The sequence below is a fragment of the Algoriphagus litoralis genome, assembly GCF_003259255.1.
GTDB classification, from domain to species: Bacteria; Bacteroidota; Bacteroidia; order Cytophagales; family Cyclobacteriaceae; genus Algoriphagus; species Algoriphagus litoralis.
This window is the reverse complement of sequence record NZ_QGOL01000016.1, coordinates 26,745-49,444: the sequence shown is the minus strand read 5'-3', so window position 1 is coordinate 49,444 and position 22,700 is coordinate 26,745. Positions and strand designations below refer to the sequence as shown.

At 43.2% G+C, this 22,700-nt stretch carries 14 protein-coding genes; 10 read left to right on the top strand and 4 right to left on the bottom strand.

Annotation, left to right across the window (positions count from 1 at the left end; translation table 11 throughout):
• The first annotated feature begins 119 nt into the window (after nucleotides 1-119).
• The 9 genes from DK188_RS18035 to DK188_RS17995 all read left to right on the top strand — a co-directional run bounded on the left by DK188_RS18035 (nucleotide 120) and on the right by DK188_RS17995 (nucleotide 17,607).
• On the top strand, nucleotides 120-2,591 hold the full coding sequence (locus DK188_RS18035; protein WP_111672249.1) for an ABC transporter permease: 2,472 nt from the start codon (nucleotides 120-122) through the stop codon (nucleotides 2,589-2,591).
• 262 nt (nucleotides 2,592-2,853) lie between these two features.
• Nucleotides 2,854-5,262 (top strand): ABC transporter permease, encoded by a 2,409-nt coding sequence (locus tag DK188_RS18030; RefSeq protein ID WP_111672248.1) that lies wholly within the window; start codon nucleotides 2,854-2,856, stop codon nucleotides 5,260-5,262.
• Nucleotides 5,263-5,491: 229 nt separating this feature from the next.
• A complete protein-coding gene (locus DK188_RS18025; protein ID WP_111672247.1) occupies nucleotides 5,492-7,903 on the top strand; it encodes an ABC transporter permease in 2,412 nt (803 codons plus the stop codon).
• 114 nt (nucleotides 7,904-8,017) lie between these two features.
• The gene (locus DK188_RS18020; protein WP_111672246.1) at nucleotides 8,018-10,429 is read left to right on the top strand and encodes an ABC transporter permease; all 2,412 of its coding nucleotides are present in this window, start codon (nucleotides 8,018-8,020) and stop codon (nucleotides 10,427-10,429) included.
• A gap of 314 nt (nucleotides 10,430-10,743) precedes the next feature.
• On the top strand, nucleotides 10,744-11,418 hold the full coding sequence (locus DK188_RS18015) for a 3-keto-disaccharide hydrolase (protein ID WP_111672245.1): 675 nt from the start codon (nucleotides 10,744-10,746) through the stop codon (nucleotides 11,416-11,418).
• An 11-nt stretch (nucleotides 11,419-11,429) separates the two neighbouring features.
• A complete protein-coding gene (locus DK188_RS18010; protein WP_111672244.1) occupies nucleotides 11,430-12,779 on the top strand; it encodes a Gfo/Idh/MocA family protein in 1,350 nt (449 codons plus the stop codon).
• A 330-nt stretch (nucleotides 12,780-13,109) separates the two neighbouring features.
• Nucleotides 13,110-15,512, top strand: coding sequence for an ABC transporter permease (locus DK188_RS18005; RefSeq protein WP_111672243.1), 2,403 nt, complete (start codon nucleotides 13,110-13,112; stop codon nucleotides 15,510-15,512).
• Nucleotides 15,513-15,602: 90 nt separating this feature from the next.
• Nucleotides 15,603-16,283 (top strand): ABC transporter ATP-binding protein, encoded by a 681-nt coding sequence (locus tag DK188_RS18000; protein ID WP_111672242.1) that lies wholly within the window; start codon nucleotides 15,603-15,605, stop codon nucleotides 16,281-16,283.
• A complete protein-coding gene (locus tag DK188_RS17995; RefSeq protein WP_198673046.1) occupies nucleotides 16,264-17,607 on the top strand; it encodes a TolC family protein in 1,344 nt (447 codons plus the stop codon). Before DK188_RS18000 ends, DK188_RS17995 begins: the two co-directional genes overlap by 20 nt.
• 1,086 nt (nucleotides 17,608-18,693) lie before the next feature.
• On the opposite strand, the gene DK188_RS17990 is transcribed toward DK188_RS17995, so the two are convergent.
• From DK188_RS17990 to DK188_RS17975, 4 genes are all read right to left on the bottom strand, one after another.
• A complete protein-coding gene (locus tag DK188_RS17990; RefSeq protein WP_111672240.1) occupies nucleotides 18,694-19,110 on the bottom strand; it encodes a GxxExxY protein in 417 nt (138 codons plus the stop codon).
• Nucleotides 19,111-19,229: 119 nt separating this feature from the next.
• The gene (locus tag DK188_RS17985; protein WP_111672239.1) at nucleotides 19,230-20,072 is read right to left on the bottom strand and encodes an OmpA family protein; all 843 of its coding nucleotides are present in this window, start codon (nucleotides 20,070-20,072) and stop codon (nucleotides 19,230-19,232) included.
• A gap of 222 nt (nucleotides 20,073-20,294) precedes the next feature.
• Nucleotides 20,295-20,879, bottom strand: coding sequence for a DUF4136 domain-containing protein (locus DK188_RS17980; RefSeq protein ID WP_111672238.1), 585 nt, complete (start codon nucleotides 20,877-20,879; stop codon nucleotides 20,295-20,297).
• A gap of 227 nt (nucleotides 20,880-21,106) precedes the next feature.
• Nucleotides 21,107-22,018 carry an NAD-dependent epimerase/dehydratase family protein gene (locus DK188_RS17975; protein ID WP_111672237.1) on the bottom strand — a complete coding sequence of 304 codons (912 nt, stop codon included), beginning with the start codon at nucleotides 22,016-22,018 and terminating at the stop codon, nucleotides 21,107-21,109.
• A gap of 118 nt (nucleotides 22,019-22,136) precedes the next feature.
• Here DK188_RS17975 and DK188_RS17970 point away from each other — a divergent pair, with 118 nt between their 5' ends.
• The gene (locus DK188_RS17970) at nucleotides 22,137-22,547 is read left to right on the top strand and encodes a class I SAM-dependent methyltransferase (protein ID WP_111672236.1); all 411 of its coding nucleotides are present in this window, start codon (nucleotides 22,137-22,139) and stop codon (nucleotides 22,545-22,547) included.
• The last annotated feature ends 153 nt before the right edge of the window (nucleotides 22,548-22,700 follow it).

Here is a 22,700-nt window from a genome sequence, read left to right as displayed (position 1 = left end):
ATTCAATAAATCAACAATTAACCTTTAACGCTTAACTATTAACGCTTAACTATTAACGCTTAACCTTTAACCTTTAACGCTTAACGCTTAACCTTTAAACATCCCAACCTCTAAACCCCATGCTCAAAAACTACATCAAAATCGCCTGGAGGAATCTGATTCGACAAAAATCATTTTCACTGATCAATATCATGGGTCTGTCGATTGGTTTGGCTTGCTGCCTGATCCTTTTGGCTTTTGTCAAGCATGAGCAATCCTATGATTCTTTTCATCCTGAATCGGACCAAGTATATCGTGTGGTTCAAAATGTCCAAGGAGATGAATCTTGGGCTTGGACAGGCGGGGCTGTAGCGCCTATGCTTCGAAAAGAATTTGGAAATGAGCTTGAGGAAGTCGTCAGTGTAACTCAGATCAGTACGTATCTCTATGCGGTAGAAGGCAACTCGCCTGAAGAGCAATTCCGTGAGGATCGCTTTATCTTTTCTGATCCGGGTTTTGATAAAATTTTTGGGTTTGAACTGAGTAAAGGGTCTTGGGAGGGTGTGTTGGAAAACACCTACCAGGTGGTGATTACGGAAGAAATTGCCCAGAAATATTTTGGGGATGTGGATCCGATTGGAAAGACCTTGATTTCAACAGGTGATTTTGCTTTCGAAGTGAAAGGAGTATTGAAGGATCTTCCTAAAAATACGCACATGGCTTTCGACTTCATTGCCAGCATGAACACCTTTAAGTCATTCAATGAATTCCCGGTAACCGCTGATTTTGGAAGTTTCTGGTGGCCACAGACCTACACGTATGCAAAGGTAAATCCAACGCAAAACCCAATAGAAATCAGCAAAAAAATCCCAGAAATCACCCCCAATTACAGAAATCCTGAAGAAGCGAAGTCTTACATTCACTTCCTTCAACCTATCACGGACATCCATACCAACGCCGAATTCTCTGGTGAATGGACTCCTCCGATTTCCAGACAAACGCTTTGGATATTCCTTTCCATAGGAATTTTTGTGTTGGTCCTGGCCTGCATCAATTTCATCAATCTTGCTACAGCGAGAGCGATCAAACGGATGAAGGAAATTGGAATCAGAAAAGTAAATGGTGCCAAGAGAGGGCAGTTGATCGCACAGTTTTTAGCCGAGTCTTTCCTGATCAATGCGATTGCAATCTGTATCGGTTTGGTATTGGTCTACTTGGTGACGCCCTTAATCCAAGCAAGTATAGGATTCAACTTCCCTGTAGACCTAGTAAATGACAGGCAACTTCAAGGATTATTGTTCGCAATTTGGATTAGCTCCTCTCTTTTGGCCGGGATTTTCCCTGCATTCTATCTTTCTGGCCTCAAGCCCGAAATGATCCTAAAGCAAACACCTCTGGGAAGAGGAAAATCCCTGCTTCGAAAAAGTTTGGTGGTCTTTCAATTTGTTCTTTCCACTGGGCTGATTTTTTGTGCTTCTGTGGCTTTTTTTCAGCATCAGTTCATGACCAATTCTTCCATGGGTTTTGATTCTCAAGGGTTGATTTCTGTGAAAATGGGAGAGCGGGCTAAAGAAAAAGGAGAGGTCTTGAAGCAGGAGCTTTCGCAAATTCCGGGTGTAAGTTCAGTTAAGTTTTCGAGTGTCCGTCCCGGAATAGATTCAGGGTGGAATCCCTCGGCAGATTATCCGGGCATCAAAGAAGGACAAACAAAAAACATCAATGTGCAATACGTGGATGCAGGTTATTTCCAGAGTCTCGGCATTCCCATGGTTTCAGGTAGGGAATTTAATGAAGAGGGTTCGGATCGAGGCGTATCGCAATTGATGCGAGGTAGATTTCCCGAGCTTAATCATGTCGCAATGATCGTGAATGAAGCAGCGCTGTCCTGGTTGGAAAAAGATCAGGTTTCCGCTCTTGGATCAGATTTGAGGGTGTTTACCGAGGAAAATGGGGAGCTTTTTTCTAACTATACTGGAAACATAGTAGGGGTCGTTCAGGATTATCATACCCGCGATCTTCGGTATTCCATTCCACCAACGATCTACCTTCCAGTAAAAAATGCAGCCTTTGACGGGACAAATAATATCTTGATAAAGGCTGAAAATGGAATTAATTCTGAACTCTTGGCAGCTTTGCAGTCCAAGTGGAAAGCGGTGAATGAAGGATTGCCTTTTGATTACAGTTTTTTGGATGAAGCTATCGCAATCCAATATGAGCAGCAGGCTAATACCAGTTCGCTACTGGGGACTTTTGCCTTATTAACCTTACTGATTTCCTGCTTAGGACTTTTGGGTCTTTCCATTTTCACTTCAGAATCCAGAAAAAAAGAAATCGGAATCAGGCGGGTGCTCGGTGCCTCAGCCATGACAATTGTCAACAAGCTTTCCGCAGAATTTCTACTGCTTGTCACCATCTCATTAGTGATTGCATTACCCTTAGGCTATTACTTCATGCAGCATTGGTTGGATCAGTTCGCCTTTAAAATTCCAATTTCAATAGGGTTTTTCGTGGCTTCAGCTGCCATATCGATTGTGTTTGCCTATGTGACAGTTTCACTTCAATCAATGAAAACAGCCTACGCCAATCCAGTCGATAGCATTAGGAGTGAATGAGGAAAAATATGAAGGGCGAAATACGAGTTACGGGGGCTTGACTAGTGTTTAGGCTTCTGGCACTGGGAAACCTTGCAAAGAAATTACGATTTACGAAATACGATTTACGAGGTTTTTGCTAGTGGTTAAGGCTATTGGTACTAGGAATTCTTCATTCAACAATTCAACAAATCAACAAGTAACCTTTAACAATTAATCCTTAACCCTTAACTCTTAACATTTCAACTTTCCAACATCCCAACATCCTAAACTCCCAAACCAAATGCTCAAAAACTACTTCAAAATCGCATTCCGAGGATACCTGAGAAATGGGAAGTTTACCGCCTTGAATCTTCTCAGTTTGGTCATTGGACTATTTGTGGCGTATGTGGGGATTTCCTACCTGCTATTTGAAACGGGCTATGAGCGTTTTCACCAAAATTCGGATCGTATCTATCGGGTTGCTTGGTCCTATCGCTCACAGGACTACAGTGTGGTAGGTTTTCCATCTTCGGTTGAGACAGGGGAAGACCAACTTCGTCATGCCGAAGCCATAGCTTCTACGCCCGGAGTAGAGGGGGCTATTCAGTTTATAACTTCTCCTTATCCCGAATTCATTCAGGCTGGTGACTCAAAAATCCAGCAGGAAGGGATCCTGACCACCAATACAGCAAAGTCTTTCAGTCAAATCTTCTCCTGGCAGCCAATCTTAGGGTCGCTTGACAACTTTGGGAGTGGTGTCCGCAAGGTCATGCTCACCGAATCGGTCGCCACCAAACTTTTCGGTCCAGAATTCAAAATCGATTCCCAACTCATCGGATCGACCCTTAAGGTAGGAAGTGAAGACTATGAACTGGCTGCAGTGATCAGGGACGTACCAGTCAATTCCCATTTTGACTTCAAAATCGCACTCAATTCAGAGCAGATCAATTATTGGGGAAGCCGAATCTATATTTTGGCGGAGCCGGAAGTCAATGCATCTGTGCTCACGTCACAGATCAATCAGACATTTGCTAAGATCAACCCAAGGATGGCGCAGGATGAATTATACAGAGGACATTTTTTACAGCCCATTCGCGACATTCACCTTCACTCTTCCCTGCTTTACGAGTCCAAATCACCGGGAAATACCGATTACTTGCTTTTGATCGGCTTTTTTTCCGCCTTTATCCTGATCATCACATTGTTTAATTACACCAACCTGACCCTAGCTATCAAATCCAAGGAAAGCAAAATGATAGGTGTCCGCAAAGCCATGGGAGCGCAAAATTCGATGATTGTTTCCCAGTTTTTAATGGATGCCATTGTCCTTTCGTTGATGGCAGTTCCGCTGGTGGGGATTCTTGTTTCGTTGTTGGTGCCCCGATTCAATTCACTGATGGGTACAGATTTGGCGGATAACCTGCTCTTGGATCCCAAGAATTTCATGCTGCTAGTTGGTATGGCAGTATTTCTTGGGCTTGCGGCAAGTATTGCTCCCTCCATTTATCTCAGTCTCCGAAAGACTGTCAGCCTTTTCAAAGAAGATTCCAAGCAGGTCAGTTTCCAGCAATTTCCGGTGAGAAAATATTTGGTCATCAGTCAGTTTGTGATCCTGATTGCAATCAGTTGTGTATCGGTATTTATTTCCTCCCAACTCAGATTTGTGGCCGAAAAAGACCTGGGCTATCGGAAAGACGGAATTCTCTTTGCCTACACCTCACCGGAGAAGCTGGGTTATTTTCAGGAAAAAATAAGACAAATTCCAGGAGTACTCTCAGTGGGAAATGGCAGTTCCTTAGGAATTGAAACCTTCAATCAGGGGACCTATCGGCTGGAGAATTCGGATCAGGTTTTTGATGATTCCAATCAACTTTATTTTGATTTTGAGGCCTTGAAAGCCTACGGAATTCAGGTCACCCAAGGAAAATTGGAAGGAAGTCGTATGACCCTGATCAATCGGACCGCTGCGGAGCGATTTGCCACGCTTCAAGGCATCAGCACAGAAGAGCTTATCGGCCGACAAGTCATCACCGAACCCGAATACGTCAATGAAGAAACCGGTGAAGCGGGAATTCCCTTCACCATCGGAGGTATAGTTGAGGATATTCATTTATTCTCCCTTCGGGAAAAAGTAGGTCCGTACTTCCTCTCCATTTCTGATTCGCTGGTCATGGACGGAAGGAGTATCGTGGCCTTTGAACCGGAAAACTCCGCCGCTGTGATGCGTTCAATCGCTGAGATATATGCGGGAATGGATGAGGAATTTCCGCTGGAACTGGAGTTTATGAGTGATAATCTCAGCCAACTCTATGCTCAGGAAAGTCAGCTTTCTGAACTTCTGAGCTATTTCAATCTGGTGGCAGTATGCCTTGCCGGACTGGGAATCATCGGAATTACACTATTCATGACCATCTCTCGAAAGAAGGAAATCGGCATTCGGAAGGTCCTGGGCGCGTCTGTGTTGTCTATTATCCAATTGGCGACTAAAGAATACCTGATTATGGTTGGGGTAGCCTTTTTGGTGGCAATCCCTATTTCCTACTACACCATACAGTCATGGCTTGATAATTTTGCCTATCGAATCGGCATCAATCCGCTGGTATTTGTGGGAGTGGGACTACTCACGCTAGTATTTACCGCAGCTTTGGTTTCCTTTATTTCCTATCATGCTGCGAATGCCAATCCGGTCAATAGCCTGAAAGAGGAATAGTGTGAAAAGAAATTATGATTTACGAAATACGATTTACGAGGTCTCAGATAGTGCTAAGGCTCTTGACACTGGGTAACCTTGCAGAGAAAATACGAATGACGAAATGCGATTTACGATTTACGAGGGCTCGGATAGTGTTTGGGGCCTTGGAAGTCCTCATTCAACATTGAGTCTTTAACAATTAACATTTCAACCTTACCAACTTCCCAACTTCCCAACATCCAACCCCATGCTCAAAAACTACTTCAAAATCGCCTGGAGGAACCTACTTAGAAATAAGCTCTATTCCTTTGTGAATATCTCAGGTTTGTCCATTGGCATGGCGGTCTGCATCTTGATTATGCTTTTTGTGAATTTTGAGCGGGATTTTGATGGATTTCATTCTAAAAATATCTACCGGCTAAATGAAGTTCAGAACTGGGAGGGAATGGTTGCTCCCCAAAAGGTAGCGCTTTCCATGTATCCCATGGGGCCAACGCTTTTGGAAACATTCCCCGAGATCAAAAATTTTACTCGACTTAGTCTGGCGGGTGAACTCAAGGTTAAAGATGAAAATAAGGAGACCATTCTTTCAAAAACCGTTTGGGCGGACTCTTCCTTTTTCCAGCTTTTTGATTTTAAACTCATTGAAGGAAACCCGGAAACTGCACTCAAGGATCCTTTCAGTATAGTTTTGACTCAGGAAAGTGCAGCGAAAATCTTCGGAAATAACCCTGCTCTCGGAGAGCTACTTACGCTGACGGATCAAGACACCATTTCCTACAACGTGACTGGGGTGATGGAAGATTTTCCGAAAAACTCCCATTTGCAATTTGATGCACTGAGCTCATTCAATAGCTATGTTGGCCCACAGGCAATTGAAAACTGGGGAGGCAATTGGTTGACTACTTACCTGGAATTGGGAGAGGATGTGAATACTGAAGAGCTAGAGAAGAAGTTTCCGGATTATCTTCTTTCCCACATGGAAGAAAGTGAAGCAAATGGCTACGAATTATTTCTTCAGCCCATATCGGATGTTCATTCCGGATCCTCGGACATTACGCATGATTACATCAATTTTCAGAAGTTCGACAAAGCTTACACCAGCATCTTTTTTTACATCGCGATTCTGGTCATGGGGATTGCTGCGCTCAATTTTGTCAATCTCTCCACCGCCAAATCCATCAATCGTGCCATGGAAATCGGGGTGAGAAAAGTGTCAGGCGCCACAAAATCCAATCTGTATCTTCAGTTCATCGGCGAATCGGTATTTATCAGTTTGATAGCGATGTTTTTTGCCTTGGTTTTGGTCGGATTTTTCCTTCCCTCACTCAATCAATTCAGTCAGCGATCCCTCGTGTTACCGATTCTATCGGAACCATTAACTTTGATTTATATCTTTTCAGGGGCGGTTTTGATAGGGATCTTGTCTGGACTTTACCCAGCCTTGTACTTATCCGGTTTCAGACCTGCGGGAATATTGAAAGGGGCAGACCTGAAGATTGGGAAAAATTCAGGATTCAGGACTACGCTTGTGGTGGTGCAGTTTTCAGCCGCAATATTTTTGATTATCTCCACCATTTTTGCAAGCAGGCAATTGAGCTATATGCAGGAGAAAGACTTGGGTTTTGCCTACGACCAAATTGTGACGATCCCTTTTGGCAATCAGCCGATCGAAAAGTATGAACCTTTCAAACAGCAATTGCTGAGTAATACTTCGGTCCAAAGTGTATCAGCTTCAGGTCAAAGACTGGGAAATAACCTTCACCAGACCTCCATGATTTTTGAAGGAAAAGAAGATACCCGTGAGCTATCGACTTCCCATCTAGTGGTGGATCCTGACTTTGTCAGTCTATATCAAATGGAAGTGGTAGCTGGGAGAAACTTTACCCCCGAAAACAAGGCCGAAAGCGGTAAGGGTTTTATCATCAATGAATCCTTAGCCAAAGAATTACTTTCGGCGGAAAGCGAAAATGCAACCCTGGAATCGTTAATCGGAAAGCCATTTGGCTTTGGTTGGACCGATTCTTTGGGTCAGATCGTCGGAGTAGTCAGAGACTTCAATTTCAATTCACTTCATCACAAAATCGAAACGCTATTTATGGTCCGTGAGGAAAACTGGGGCTATGCCGAGATTTCTGTCAAAATCAACGGCCCACAAGCCCAAGAGGCAATTGCGGCTATCGAAACTGTTTGGAACCAGCATTTTCCGGAAAGAGAATTCGAATATAGTTTTCTGAATACCCATTTTGAGGAATTGTATCGAGCCGACCGCACGGTGAATTACATCGTTGGCTTGCTGACCATACTTTCCATTTTGATTTCCTGCTTGGGCTTGTTCGGTTTGGCCTCATTCGCCACCGAGCAGCGGGTCAAGGAAATAGGAATTCGAAAAGTATTGGGAGCATCAGTCACTAAAGTGGTGATGCTGCTTTCCAAAGACTTCGTTAAACCGGTCTTTTGGGCAATTATCCTGGCTGTTCCGGTTTCATGGTTTGCAGTCAACCAATGGCTGGAAGACTATGCCTACCGGATAAACTTTGAATGGTGGATCGTAGGAATAGCAGGAGGTCTCGCCTTGCTTTTGGCTTTGCTTACTGTGAGCTTTCAATCCATCAAAGCAGCCATTGCTAATCCGGTGAAAAGCCTGAAAAGTGAATGAGAAAAATACGAAATACGAAATACGAGTTACGAAGTCTCAAAAAGTGCTAAGGCTCTTGACAACCTTACAACTTCCAAACTTCCCAATTTCCCAACATTCCAACCCCCAAACCCCATGCTCAAAAACTACTTCAAAATCGCCTGGAGGAATTTGACCCGAAATAGACTCCGAACTGCCATTCATGTCCTTGGACTTTCATTGGGGATTTCGATATGCTTCCTGATCTTCAATGTGGTCTGGCATGCCCATAGTTTTGATAAGTTTCATCCAGATAGGGACCAAATTTTCCGGATCAATACCCTTACCGAGTATGTAGGGGGAGAAAGTTATCCTAATTCAGGAACTCCCGGCCCACTTGGAGAAGTGATCGACTCGGAAATTTCTTCAATTGAAGTCAAAGGAAGACTCTACACCATGTACCAAACTTTGGTGACTATTCCAGAAGGCAACAAAGTCATGGGGAGAACCAATCTGGCGACTTTTGCAGATCCGGGTTTTTTCAAAATTTTCCCAAGAAAATGGCTCGCAGGAAATCCTGAAACGGCCCTCGAAAAACCCAACTCGGCAGTACTGACGCAAAGCCAGCTTGAACTGTATTTTCCGGGAGTCAAAGCAATAGATGCATTAGGAAAAGAAGTCAACTGGATCGATGCGGATACTTTTTCCGCTCAGATCACAGGAATCGTGGAGGACTACACAGCGAATACGGATCTGATTTTCAAAGATTTCCTCTCTTTTTCCACCATTCAGACTGAGGAACAAAAAGAATGGATGGGGCTTCATCACTGGGGAAATGTGAACTCGAGTTCACAACTTTTTGTGAAAATGCAGCAGACAGATCAAAAATCTGATTTGGAAGAATCCCTAAAAGTGATCGCTGACAAAAATTACAGTAAAGAGGCCGATGCTACGACCAGCTTTTCGGTAGAGCCTCTGGAAGATATCCACTTTGGGCAAACCTACAACGACACTTCCGTTTCCAAGGTATTTTTGAATGGATTGATCTATATCGGCCTGATTATCCTCATTTTGGCGGTGTTGAATTTTGTCAATCTCGAAACAGCCATGGCCATTGGCCGAAGCAAGGAGGTAGGCATTCGTAAAACACTGGGAGGAAGAAGATGGGAGCTGGTTTCACAGTTCTTGTCAGAGACGTACTTGCTTGTTATCTTCTCCACACTTGTCGCTCTGGCGTTTGCAGAGATGATTCGGAACCTGTTTTCTGCCTATCTGCCGGAAGGGTTTTCGCTGGATTACCTTCAGATTCAGAATTTGGGATTTTACCTGCTTTTTCCGCTGCTTTTGACGGTTTTATCGGGAGTTTACCCAGCCATAAGTCTATCATCCTACCAGCCTTCCCGAGCGATCAAAGGGGAAAAGAGAGGCAGCACGGGATTTTCCTTGGGTGTCTTTCTGAGAAAAAATCTGACAGTCATTCAGTTCTCTTCTTCCATTGCATTCATCATTCTCGTTTTGGTACTACAAGCTCAGCTACGCTATGTCTCAAGCCAACCCTTGGGCTTTGAAAAAGACGCGGTGCTTTACTCAGGTCTTCCTTGGATGTCTGAAGTAGACAAGATGGATCGATTGCAGCAGATCATAGGACAGGAAAGTACCGTGTCGGGAGTAAGTCTCAGTGGGAGCTTGGTTTCTTCTACCAGTCTGTGGACTTCAGACGCCTGGATTCCGGTGGATTCGACCGAAAAGCAGATTTTCACCCAAGTGATGAATGTGGATTCTGCATTTATCCGGGTAAATGGAATCCCGCTTTTGGCAGGAAAAGTCGCCTCCAACCGGGAAGAAGAACTTGTGGTGAATGAAAATTTTCTCAAGGAAGCGGGATATGCGGACGCGCAATCCGCCCTGAATCAGCGTTTAAAATTCGGGGGGTCCGAAAGGACAATCGTAGGCGTGATGGCAAATTTCCACTCGAGGACCCTTCGGGAGGAAATCAAACCTTTGGTTTTCACCTATAATCCCAAATACTTCCAGACGATCTCGGTGAAGTTGGAGCCAGGTCAAAATCTTGCCTCAGTCAAAATGGCTTTAGAAAGTAAGTACAAAGAAATTTACCCATTTGAGGCTGTCGAGTTTCAATTCTTGGATGAGGTGATCGCCAAATTCTATGAGGAAGATGCACGAATCAGAAATGTGCTCAGCGCGGCCACTGTTTTGGCCATTCTGATTTCAGGCATGGGGCTATTTGGACTTTCTTCGTTCACCATAGCGCAGCGAACCAAGGAGATCAGCATCCGCAAAGTATTGGGAGCCTCTGTAGCACAGATTCTAGGATTGATTTCTAAAGAGTATGTACTCTTGGTAGGCATATCCTTCTTGTTGGCTATTTTTCCTGCGTATTATTTCCTCAGAGACTGGCTCAACGAATTCACCTATCGGGTGGATATGCCTTATCTGTTGTATGCGGTTGCTGGTTTGGGTGTGATGGTTCTTTGCTTGCTGATTGTAGGACTTCATTCGTATACTGCTGCCCAAACCAACCCAGCCAAAGTGCTGAAAGATGAGTAGGTTTCGAAGACGGCAAGCAAAAGTGAGAAAGCTGAAAGGAAGTGGATGAAAAAGCCTTTCCGGGCAACTCCAGGTTAAATTCAATTCCTCGTTTCATTGGAATTCGGGAGTTGGTTTCACTTCCTTGCCAAATTAAACCGAAACTCTTGGGCAGAAACTAGAGTCTTTGGACCATCACTAGGCTACGATTCATGGGGTAATCAATTCAACAAATTACCAATCCTATAAAGCACAAGTATTTCAAAACAAAAACCGGTGAAAAGTCAATTTGTCCAATAGATTTGTATTACTCACATTTCTAAACCCAATTGAAAATGCAATTCCGGTTTTGGCCAAAGCTAATTTTCCTTTTTGTTGTTTTTGCACCTTGTTTTTACTCCTTTTCGCAGGAGACTGAGCAAGGATTCACTCCGCTTTTCAACGGAAAGAATCTTGATGGCTGGGTAGGAAACAAATCCTCCTATCTCGCCAAGGATGGGATCATCGTCATCGAACCCAAAGGTGGGGGAGGCGGAAACCTTTTTACAGCAAAAGAATACGGAGATTTTGTGCTCAGATTTGAATTCCAACTCACTCCGGGAGCCAACAATGGGCTCGGATTTCACGCCCCATTGGATGGAGATGCAGCATATGTGGGTAAAGAACTGCAGATTCTGGATAACGAGGCCGAAAAATACGCAGGGCTTCAAGTCTACCAATACCATGGTTCAGTCTATGGAGTCATGGCTGCGAAAAGAGGATTTCTAAAGCCTGTGGGGGAATGGAATCAGCAGGAGGTCATTGTCCAGCATCCTAAAATCAAGGTGATCCTCAACGGAGAAACCATCTTGGAGGGAGATTACTTAGAAGCAAGTAAAAACGGAACTTTGGATAAAAAAGAACATCCCGGTCTAGCTAGAAGCCGAGGACATATCGGCTTTCTTGGACATGGAGATGTCGTCCATTTTAGAAATATTCGAATCAAAGAATTGACACCAACCACTAAATAATCATCAACGCAATGCATAAGAAAATTCAGTTTATCGACCGGAGAGATTTCATCAAAAAAACTGGTCTCGGAGCTTTGGGTCTAGCTCTGGCACCGTCCATTTTGGCAAAGGCTGCTGCAAATGGCCGCTTAAGAACTGCCCATATTGGCCTTGGGGGAATGGGGATGGCAGATTTGGATGCGATTTCTTCTCACAGCCTGGTGGATGTAGTGGCCCTCTGCGATGTGGATAGCACAGCTCTGGCAGGTGCAAAAGCCCTCCATCCCAATGCCAAAACCTACACGGATTATCGGGTGCTGCTGAAAGAAATGGAAGATGAGATCGATGCGGTGATCGTGTCCACTCCGGACCACACACATGCTCCTGCGTCTCTGATGGCGATGAAGAAGAATAAGCCGGTTTATTGCCAAAAGCCTCTCACACATCATGTGACAGAAGCACGGGAAATGAGGCAACTGGCAGCCAAGAAAAATCTGGTTACCCAAATGGGCATTCAGGTTCATTCTTTTTATGATTACAAACTTGCCACACTCCTGATCCAATCTGGAATCATCGGAAAAGTAAATACCGTCCGCGCTTGGTCTCCTAAAAACTGGGGGTATGATGGCCCTGAGCCTACAGGCAGCGATCCCGTTCCAGCCAATCTCGATTGGAATCTCTGGCTCGGTACGGCCCCTGACAGAGCGTACAAGGAAGGCGCTTATCATCCGGGCAATTGGCGGAAAATCATGGATTTTGGCTGCGGTACTCTGGGCGATATGGGAGTGCATATTTTTGATACTCCATACAATGCACTGGAACTAGACGTACCGGAAACCATCATCAATGAATGTCGACAGCCTACAGGATTCGGGTTTCCTGAGAATAATATTGTCACGTATGAGTTTCCTGGTACCAAACAGACCACCGAGAAATTGAAATGGGTCTGGTACGATGGTCCAGGGGCCCCATCTGACCATGAAGATCTCAAGCTTCCGAATGGAGACAAGCTTCCGGATCAAGGTGCCATGTTTATGGGGGAAAAAGGAAGACTGCTTCTTCCACACTTTCAGCAATTGCCCCGTCTCATAGTGGATGGAAAATACGAGGAGTTTGATGTGACTCCATTCAACCTCGGTGCGCCGGTAAAAGACTATGATGGGGAAAGCAAAAAACACTACCATCAGTTTGTTGATGCTTGCCTAGGTAAAGACGAATGCAGCGCACCATTTGAGTATTCTGCTCGACTCACAGAGACGATACTTCTCGGGGTGATTGCGGGACGGTTCCCGAATCAAATGCTGCACTGGGACTCCAAGAAGGCAAAATTTGCCGAAAAAGAAGCCAATGAGTTTTTGGATGGAAAGTATCGAAAGTTTTGATTGGTTTACGAAATACCAAGTACTGACACTCGAAAATTGAAGATCGATCATTGATCATAGATTTGTTCGCCAGCGAACAAAAATGTTCGAGAAAACCATTCCATCAAAATTCAAAAAATGCCTCTGGAGCTATTTCAGAGGCTTTTTTTGTGGCATAATAGTGGAAAAGGTAATGGCAGTACTCAGTCTCAGTTTACAGTATTCAGAAATTTAGGTCACACCTATTTTTGAGAATATCAATAAACGCTGAATGGATAATTGGATTAGGTTAATCTTGCAATCTTTCAATTTTCCAATATTTCAATTTTAAAATTTTCCAATCGAAAAGTTATGTGGAAAAATTACCTTAAAGTTTCTTTTAGAAACCTCCAAAAGCGGAAGCTTTACACAGGTATCAACTTGCTTGGTTTGACCATCGCTGTGGTGAGTTTTTTGGCAATTAGTCTCTACATCCATCACGAATGGAGCTATGATAAGATGTATGCCGATTACGACCGGATCTACAGATTGAATCAAGAGTTCAGATCAGATGGACAGGCACAACTTGTCTCTTCCACTCCCTCGAGTTTAATTCCTACCTTGATCGATGAAGTGCCTGAAGTAGAAACAGGCACCCTGATTTTTGATATCAGTATTTTTTCTACCGTAATGGTGGATGCAGGGGATGGCAATCAGGAAGAAAAAGCCTTCGCCTATGTGGACGAAAACTTCTTTAATGTTTTTGATTTCGAGCTCATTTCCGGAAATGCAAATCAGGTTTTGGCCGAACCCAATCAAATGGTGTTGACCAAAAGTACTGCGGAACGGTACTTTGGGAATGCCATAGCTGCTGTAAACAAAGCCATAAAAATCGACGGGAAAGACTATCAAATCACAGGCGTAATGGAAGATTTTCCATCCAATAGCCATATCAACTTCGATTTTTTAGCCTCCTTCAAGACCCATCGTCATGGTAAAAATCCCGAATGGTCCCCAAGTAACTACTACACTTATGTCAAGCTGAAGCCGGAAGCGGATCCTACTGTTTTTGAAGGAAAACTGGGGCAGCTTGTCGATAAATATCTTGGTAAAGAACTGGCAGAATATGGCTATCAGACCGATTTTTTCCTGCAACCTGTCACACAAATTCATTTGGGGGATCAGACCTTAGGCGCGATCAAACCCGGTACAGACATTCGCTACCTGTATATTTTCGGAGTTGTCGCTTTGCTATTGATCGCTATCGGCATCATCAATTATGTAAATCTTGCCACAGCAGAAGCCACTGAAAGAAACAAAGAAGTGGGTCTGAGAAAAGCAATGGGAGCGGGGAGAGGGCAGCTCTTTGGGCAGTTTGTTTCGGAGTCTATGCTGTTGACCTTTGCTTCCACGGCCTTGAGTGTTTTGGTCCTTTACCTGATTGCACCACGTTTTTCATCCATCAGTGGCGTTCCCCTCAGATTGGAATTGATCATTTCGCCCATAGGTCTCACCATGATCACAGTATTTATTCTCACCATGGGAGTTTTGGCGGGATTATACCCTTCACTGATTCTGTCAGGAATGGAGCCAATCAAAGCCTTGGCTAACAAAACCAAAATAGGAGGAGGAGCATGGGTCAGAAAATCGCTGGTGGTTTTCCAGTTCTTTGTATCCATTGGTTTATTGATCGCCACCTTTGTCGTGAAAAGCCAGTTGACCTACATGCAAGAGGTCAACCTAGGCTATGAAAAAGAGCATCTCGTCTCGCTCAGTTACCATTACTCTATGCGGGATGGAGTAGAGACGATTAAAAATGAAATGCTGCGCACCGGAGCAGCCACCTCCATCTCCAGAGCTTCAGATATGCCGATTCATGTCAAAGCCGGGTATAAGGTTTTTCCCGGTGGAGATAATCAGCGGGAATTCATGATCACCGGCTATGCAGTGGATCCGGATATTTTGAAGACGATCAATCTTGAATTGATGGCAGGTAATAATTTTTCCCTGACAGATATCAAGCGGAGTGACTTGGAAGACGGGACGGAGCGATTTCCGGTACTACTCAATGAAACCGCAGTGAATGAAATGGGCTGGACAGCTGAGGAAGCTATCGGCAAAACGATCAATCTAGGCTTCAGTTCCAATTCGGAGGTGAAAGGTGTGGTGAAGGATTTTTACTTTAATTCCCTTCACCATCAAGTGTCTCCTATGGTCATTTTCAATGATCCTGACGAAACCAATGTCTTGTTGGTCAAATTGCCGGCTGGAAATCCATCCGACCACCTCGCAACTTTAGAAGGAGTCTGGAAAAAATTGGTACCGGAAAGACCCTTCAACCCTGTATTTGTGGACCAAGCTTATGCTCGGATGTATCAGTCAGAACAGCAGGCTGGGGTGATATTCGGACTCTTTTCCGGAATTGCCATCTTCATCGCCTGCATGGGATTATTTGGACTGGTGAGCTATGTCGCACTTAGAAGAACCCGAGAGATCAGCATCCGGAAAGTTTTGGGCGCAACGCAGCAAAATGTTATTCAGGTGTTAGCTTCCGATTTTCTGAAATTATTGAGTGTGTCAGCTGTCTTGGCCATTGCTTTCGGAATTTGGTTTTCCATCACCTGGCTGCAGGATTTTACATACAAAACCAGCATCACAGTTTGGCCTTTCTTAATTTCCATTTCACTGGTCTTCCTTTTGGCGATTTTGACGATTGCCTACAGAAGCTGGAAGGTCTACACTCTCAATCCCGCCAAAACCCTTAAAACTGATTAATGGCCAGATACCTGGAGTCCACTGACTGAGCTCCGATGATTTCAATCCTGAACGCTTAACCTTTAACTAGCTAACCTTTACCCTTCAAAAATGATCCAACTTAAAGAAATTGATAAATACATTGAATCCCGGTTTCAACGGGTATTCATCCTCAAAGGAATCAACCTGACTATCAACGAAGGCGAATTCATCACCTTGATGGGACCTTCGGGCGCAGGCAAATCCACTTTACTCAACATCTTGGGGCTGCTGGATGAAGACTATGCCGGAGAGTATTTTTTCGGGGATCGTAGCATCAAATCCATGCGGGAAAAGGAGCGCTCCAACCTGCATAAAAGTGAATTTGGATATATCTTTCAAGCCTATCACCTGATCGACGAACTCACAGTGTACGAAAATATCGAGACACCTTTGCTGTATCGTAACGTGTCATCTAACGAAAGGAAATCAATCATTGCCAACTTGCTGGACCGATTCAACATGGTGGCGAAAAAGGATCTCTTTCCGGCTCAGCTATCCGGTGGGCAGCAGCAGCTGGTAGGAATTGCCAGAGCTATTGCCGGCCGGCCACGTGTGCTTTTGGCGGATGAACCAACGGGTAATTTGCATTCGGCTCAGGCACGAGAGATTATGGAGATATTTCAGGAATTGCACAAAGAAGGGACCACCATCATTCAGGCTACCCATGCCCGTGAAAATGCCGATTTTGGTACCCGATTAATCAATTTAGTAGACGGAAGAATAGAAACTGATGAAGTTATTTCAAAATAAGGTCGCCCTTTTCGCAGTATTGGGATCCCTTCTCTTTTTGGGGAAAGTTCAGGCTCAAGACACCATTCCCTTGAGTTTTGACATGGCCGTGGATCTTGCACTGAGTAAAAACCTGGAGTATAGAATTCAGGAAAATAATATGGCCATCCTGCAAAAAGAGAAGCAAGTGGCTATGCTTTCACATTTTCCTTCGGTCGGAATCTCCTCCAATTTTGCCCGACAAAGCGGTCAGCAGTTTCAGCAGATCGAAGGGGAAATCGTTGTGACCAATGTGACCAATGAGATCCTCAGTGGCAACCTGAATGTAAATCTTCCTGTGTTCAATGCAGGACGGAGAATCCTTGATACCCAATCTGCAAACCTTGCACTCGAAGCCGGCGAGAAAGGCCTCAATAGAGCAAAACAACAGGTGATTTTCGATGTATCCAGGAGATATCTTCAAGTGCTTTTAGATCAGGAATTGTTGAGGATTTCTGAACAAAATCTTGAAAATCAGAAAAAGCAGCTGATCCAAATTGAAGGATTTGTGGATGCTGGACTTCGGACTATTTCTGATTTGTATAATCAGCAATCTGAAGTGGCGCGATTGGAGTCGGTCAAAGTGGATGCTGAGATTCAGTTGGAAAATGACCTCTGGCTCTTGACTGAATACCTTCAACTCGAACCGGGCGTGGTGCCTGAGATTGAAGCGGTAGAGCCTATTCGCGAAAGCAGCTCATTCGAAGGGATGGAATTGGCCCAACTTTATGATTTGGCTAAATCCAACCGTCAGGATTTGAGTCAGCAAACCTTACTTGCTACCTCATTCAAAAAGGATATGCAGGCCATGAAGGCAATGTACTTTCCCAGACTCAGCGCTTTTTACAACTACAATACTTTCTTTACCTCCCTGGATGAAAGAAGTCTGCAGGAGCAGTTTTTGAAAATCTATCCTCAAAACACCCTCGGCGTAGGCTTAACCATTCCTATTTTCACCAATTTCCAAACCCGCCTTGATGTAAGCAGAAGTAAAGTGGCTTACCAAAACCAATTGCTTCAAAAGGAAGCTTTGGACCGAAGAGTGTACCAGGATGTCCGGCTTTCTTATCAAAACTACCTGGCGGCAATGCGAAAAGAGAAAAACGCGCAAGTTCAGGTATTGGCGGCAGAAGAGGCCTTTAAAGCAGTCAATGAGCGGTTTAGGCTGGGCTTATCCAGCTTCGTAGATGTTTCCACGGCAAATCAAACCATGGTTAGAGCACAGGCTGATCTGGCTCAAGCTGTATATACCCTTTATTTTCAGGAAGTCTTGATGAATTTCGCTTTGGGAACATTGGAATATTAACTTGGTCTTTACCCGACCTAATTGAATCACAAGCTTTGTTCCCTTTGTGGCTTTTTTTAAGGAATAGAAACACAAAGAATCAAAGCTCACAAAGGAATAGATTCAGAGTTCAGACGGTCTATGTGCCCTTTGTGCCTTTGTGTTTTCAGGAATATAAACACAAAGAATCAAAGCTAACAAAGGAGTTGATTCAGAGTTCAGACGGTCTATGTGCCCTTTGTGTCTTTGTGTTTTAAAAAATGCAAACACAACGAATCAAAGCCCACCAAGGAATCGGTTCAGTATTCCGGAGGTCTATGTGTCCTTTGTGCCTTTGTGTTTTTAAGGAATAGAAACACAAAGAATCAAAGCTCACAAAAGAGTCGGTTCAGAGTTCATACGGTCTATGTTCCCTTTGTGCCTTTGTGTTTTTAAGGAATAGAAACACAAAGAATCAAAGCTCACAAAAGAGTCGGTTCAGAGTTCATACGGTCATATGTTCCCTTTGTGCCTTTGTGTTTTTAAGAAATAGAAACACAACGAATCAAAGCCCACAAAGGAATAGATTCAGAGTTCAGACGGTCTATGTGTCCTTTGTGCCTTTGTGTTTTTAAGAAATAGAAACACAACGAATCAAAGCTCACAAAGGAGTTGGTTCATTATTCCGGAGTTCTATGTTCCCTTTGTGCCTTTGTGTTTTTAAGAAATAGTAACACAAAGAAACAAAGTCCACTAAGGAGTTGGTTCAATATTCCGGAGGCCTATGTGTCCTTTGTGCCTTTGTATTTTTAAATAATGAAACACAAAGAATCAAAGCCCACAAAAGAGTCGGTTCAGGATTCAGGCAGTCTATGTGTCCTTTGTGCCTATGTGTTTTGAAAAAATCTGAACAAAACGAATCAAAGCTCACAAAGGAGTTGATTCATTATTCCGGAGTTCTATGTTCCCTTTGTGTCTTTGTGTTTTGAAAAAATGCAAACACAAAGAATCAAAGCTCACAAAGGAATCGGTTCAGGATTCAGGCGGTCTATGTTCCCTTTTTGCCTTTGTGTTTTAAAGAATAGAAACACAACGAATCAAAGGTTCAACATCTGTTTAAAACAAATATTAATGAGGAGGGAGGTTTTGAAATAGCTTGGTTACAAAGGTCTTCGTTCCTTGAGTAAAAAGATTTACAACAAAGAAATTGTAAAGGATGCCTTTAGGGAGGTTCAGTAACTTAAGATAAGTCATTAGTTGGGCTTCGAAAATCGGTTGGTGTTCCTTTACCGCTTTTAGCTCAAGGCAAATCAAATCTTCAATTATAAAGTCGCACCGAAGATCGGCATTGACTTGAATTCCTTTATAATCAACAGGTATTAAAAGTTCCTGTTGGTAATTAATGGATCTGAGTTCAAATTCCCTGGCAAGGCAGGATTTATAAACTTTCTCCAAAAGTCCAGGACCTAGGCTTCGATGAACCTCAATCGCTGCACCATTGATTTCATAGGTTAATTCGTCGAGAAATGCTTTCGTAAGTTTCATACTGAAAAATTAATAATGAGTTAAAAATCAATTAACTAAAATAATATTTTCTAATAAACAAAAAAAGGCAGGTCTAAAAGACCTGCCTTTTTTATAGGGTTGAATGTGGTTTTGTTTTTTTACAACATGGAGAAAAACATATCCAAATCAGGAATAAGGACGATTCTGGTTCTTCTGTTTAGCGCCATATTTTCTTTGCTGTCATTTTCGACTAGGGGCATATAAGAAGCTCGTCCCGCGGCGATCATTTTTTCAGGCGCAACTTGGTATTTCAACTGCAATTCTCTGACAATAGATGTTGCTCTTTTTACGGATAGATCCCAGTTATCTTCCAAAGCTGGAGTAGAGATGGTTCGCGGGTCGGTGTGACCTTCGATCATGACCTGAAGACTAGGTTCGGCATTGATAACTTCCGCAAGTTTTTTTAGTAGCGGCTCAGCTTTAGAGTTGATTCTATAGCTACCTGTGTTAAAAAGAAGCTTGTCTGATACTGAAATCATCACCACAGTTTGATCAATGTCTATTTGGATATCATCCGGATCACCACCTTGCTCGGTGATGTTTTGTTTGATATTGTGTCCGATGGCAAGATTTACCGAGTCTTCCAAAGTCTTCGCCTGAGCCAATTCAGCAGGGTCTACTTTGGCTAAGGTCTCATTCATTTTGGCTTTAGAGTTTTTGGACATCACCGCTGCACCTTCCAAGCTCAACATGCCATTGTTGGTCTCGGTAAGTTGATCATTGGTTTCTCTCAAGGAATTGATTCTTGAGTTGTACTCAGCTACTCTAGCCTCGATTGCAGACATTTTTTCTTCCAATTCAGCCTTTTCTTGATTAGTAGAGGCTAGTTCGGACTGGGTTTTAAAGAGATTACTCTCCAGTTCAGTGTATTTTTTCTTAGAAACGCAGGAAACCGTCAGTCCCATTCCTATAAGGGTGGCAAAAAGAATTGATTTTTTCATTGGTTTTGGTTTTTGATTTCCTTTTTAAATCCAAATCATTCGCCAGTTCCATAAAAATGAATTGTTGTGGTATATTAATTCTGCAAAAAAGACCTATATGGCTCACTATGACATTATTTTCCTTTTTTTTCAGAAGTTAGAAGACAAAAAAAAGTCCTGACTTTTCAGGACATTCTTGGGAAGATTGTTGCCAATCTCCCCAATTTGAGGTGTAGAAAAACTTTATTCCGATAGCCTATTGATGATTTTGAACTCATTCATCACGCGATAGGCAGCCCGGGTGATGTCAGACTGGAAAGTCGGGGATTCCAAATCAAAACTTGCAGCAGTATATCCCTGCCAAATGGTATTTCCTTTTTTGGAATCGATCACGTAGATGACCAACATTCCATTATTTTCGGCATATTTTACCTGATTGTAGGTTTCATCTTTTTCTTGTTCCCGTTCGATCTCACCTTCCTCATTTCTATAGGTCATGCCTGTGCGATTGAGCCAATAGTCAAACTCTGGCTGCACATAGCCACGGTAGCGAATCGAATCAGAAAAAATCTTGTAACTCACCAGCATATCAGGCTTGTTTTCCTGCTCTCTATATCCTTGGGAACCAAGCCTAGCACCAATAGTTGAATTTAAAATACTCACCAAGGAAGATGAGGTATTTTCACTAGTCTCCACAAAGGCAAAGGTCTTGTACTTTTTGAACGAACCGGTGTAATTGTAGTCGTAATCTGTCACGTAATCCTTTGAAGAAAAACAGGAGGAGGCAATTACCACAAGCAAAATCAGGAGTGTAGAGGAAAATTTCATGGTTGACTTTGGTTTTTTTGGTTATTCGATAAAAAGGTTCTTTGTCTAACCTTAGGGTCTTAATTATTGTTTGCTCAAGTGCTTATTTTTCAGGTTTATACCAGTTCTAATTTATTAAAATGTGATCAATAATTCTGATTTTTTTGATGAGTTCGTGGAAAAAAGTCTTTTCGCCGACTTTTGGGGAATGATTTTTCCGAAAATCAAACCACCAATAACAGGGAATCTCAAAAGCAAGCCTTCAGTCCAACCTCTATTTTTGTTGGCTTGAGGCCATAGACCCGTTCTATTTTCGATGAGTCAAAACAATAGTCCTCGGCGGTTTGATACCTGAGTTCTTGAACTTCACCGAGTACCGGAATAAATAGACCTAATATGGAAACAAGCCATGCAGGCATCACTTGCAGCTTCTTTTCGGTTCCAAGAAGCTGGTTTAAGATGTCCGTAATTTCCTGTCCGCAGGGATAACTTGGAGCGGTGGGTAGATTCCAGGTTTGGTTCCATGAGTCCTCCTGTAGGGCAAGAAAAGCGGTTGCCTTTCCTGCATCAGGAATATAAGTGAAGGAGTGTTTCTTAGATCCGCTATAGAGCCACTGCGGTGATTTTCCTGCTTTCATCCGATTGATGACCAGTTCATTTAAAAAACTATTGCTTGCATCAGGACCGTAAAAATCTCCAGCTCTTGCAACTAGGGCCTTCAGTTTTCCTGCATTCACATCAGCCCAGAGCATTTCCAGAATTTGTTTTCTCACTTTTCCTTTGACGCTTTTGGGGTTCATGGGGGTTTCTTCAGTAAGGTGGGCCACGTGATCAGGATCCAAAGCATACATATTGTCAAAAAAAACCAGCTTTGCCCCGGTGGCAATACAGGCATCCAGCGTATTTCTCATGATAATCGGCCAATCACGCTGCCAGATTGCTTTGGAATATTTTATACCGGCACACAAGAAAACGATAGTAGAGCCCCTGACTGCTTCCAAAACCTGGTTTGCATCGGTTAAATCTGCTGCAACCAATTCATCGCTTGGATGGACAGCCTTTGGATTTCGACTTACTTGTCTTAATTTTTTATCTGCTAATTCTTTAGAAATCGCTTTGGCAATATTTCCATTTGCACCGAGTAAGGTAAATCGCTCCATTTTTTTTCATTTTGGTAAAATTTACAGAAGATCTGATGATTTACCGCACACTGGACGTAAAGGATAACACTGAGGAAATCTTCTTTTATCTTTTGAAAAGAAAATCCCATTGAAAGCCATGAAGGAATTTTGGAATTCATGGTATAGCGCAGAGGATTTTGCTTATGGAATCTTGCCCAATCACTATTTTGCAACCCAAATTCTAGAGTTAAATCCCGGAAAGGCACTTTTCCCAGCGGAGGGTGAGGGGAGAAATGCGGTTTTTGCTGCGGAAAAAGGTTGGGAAGTTTCCGCCTTCGATAGCAATGAAGAGGACAAGGCCAAAGCAGAGAGACTTGCCAAAGATGCTGGGGTTCAGATCAGCTATGCGGTAGCAGCTGTGGATGAATATTCGACCGAAAAGGAATCAATTAATTTATTGGCTTTGATTTTTGCTCATTTTCCGGCAGAAAGCAGGCAAAAGCTTCATCCGCATCTGGTCCAATTTCTCAGACCGGGAGGAAAGTTGATTTTAGAAGCCTTTTCATAAGGATAAATTCAGTTCAACTCGGTCAATGAAAAGGCTGGGGGGCCTAGAGACCTAGCTATGCTGTACTCATTTGAGGAATTGAAGGATGATTTTCATGATTTCAGTTTATTGAAATCTAGAAGAATCAGGTGAAACTTAATGAAAGTCTGTATC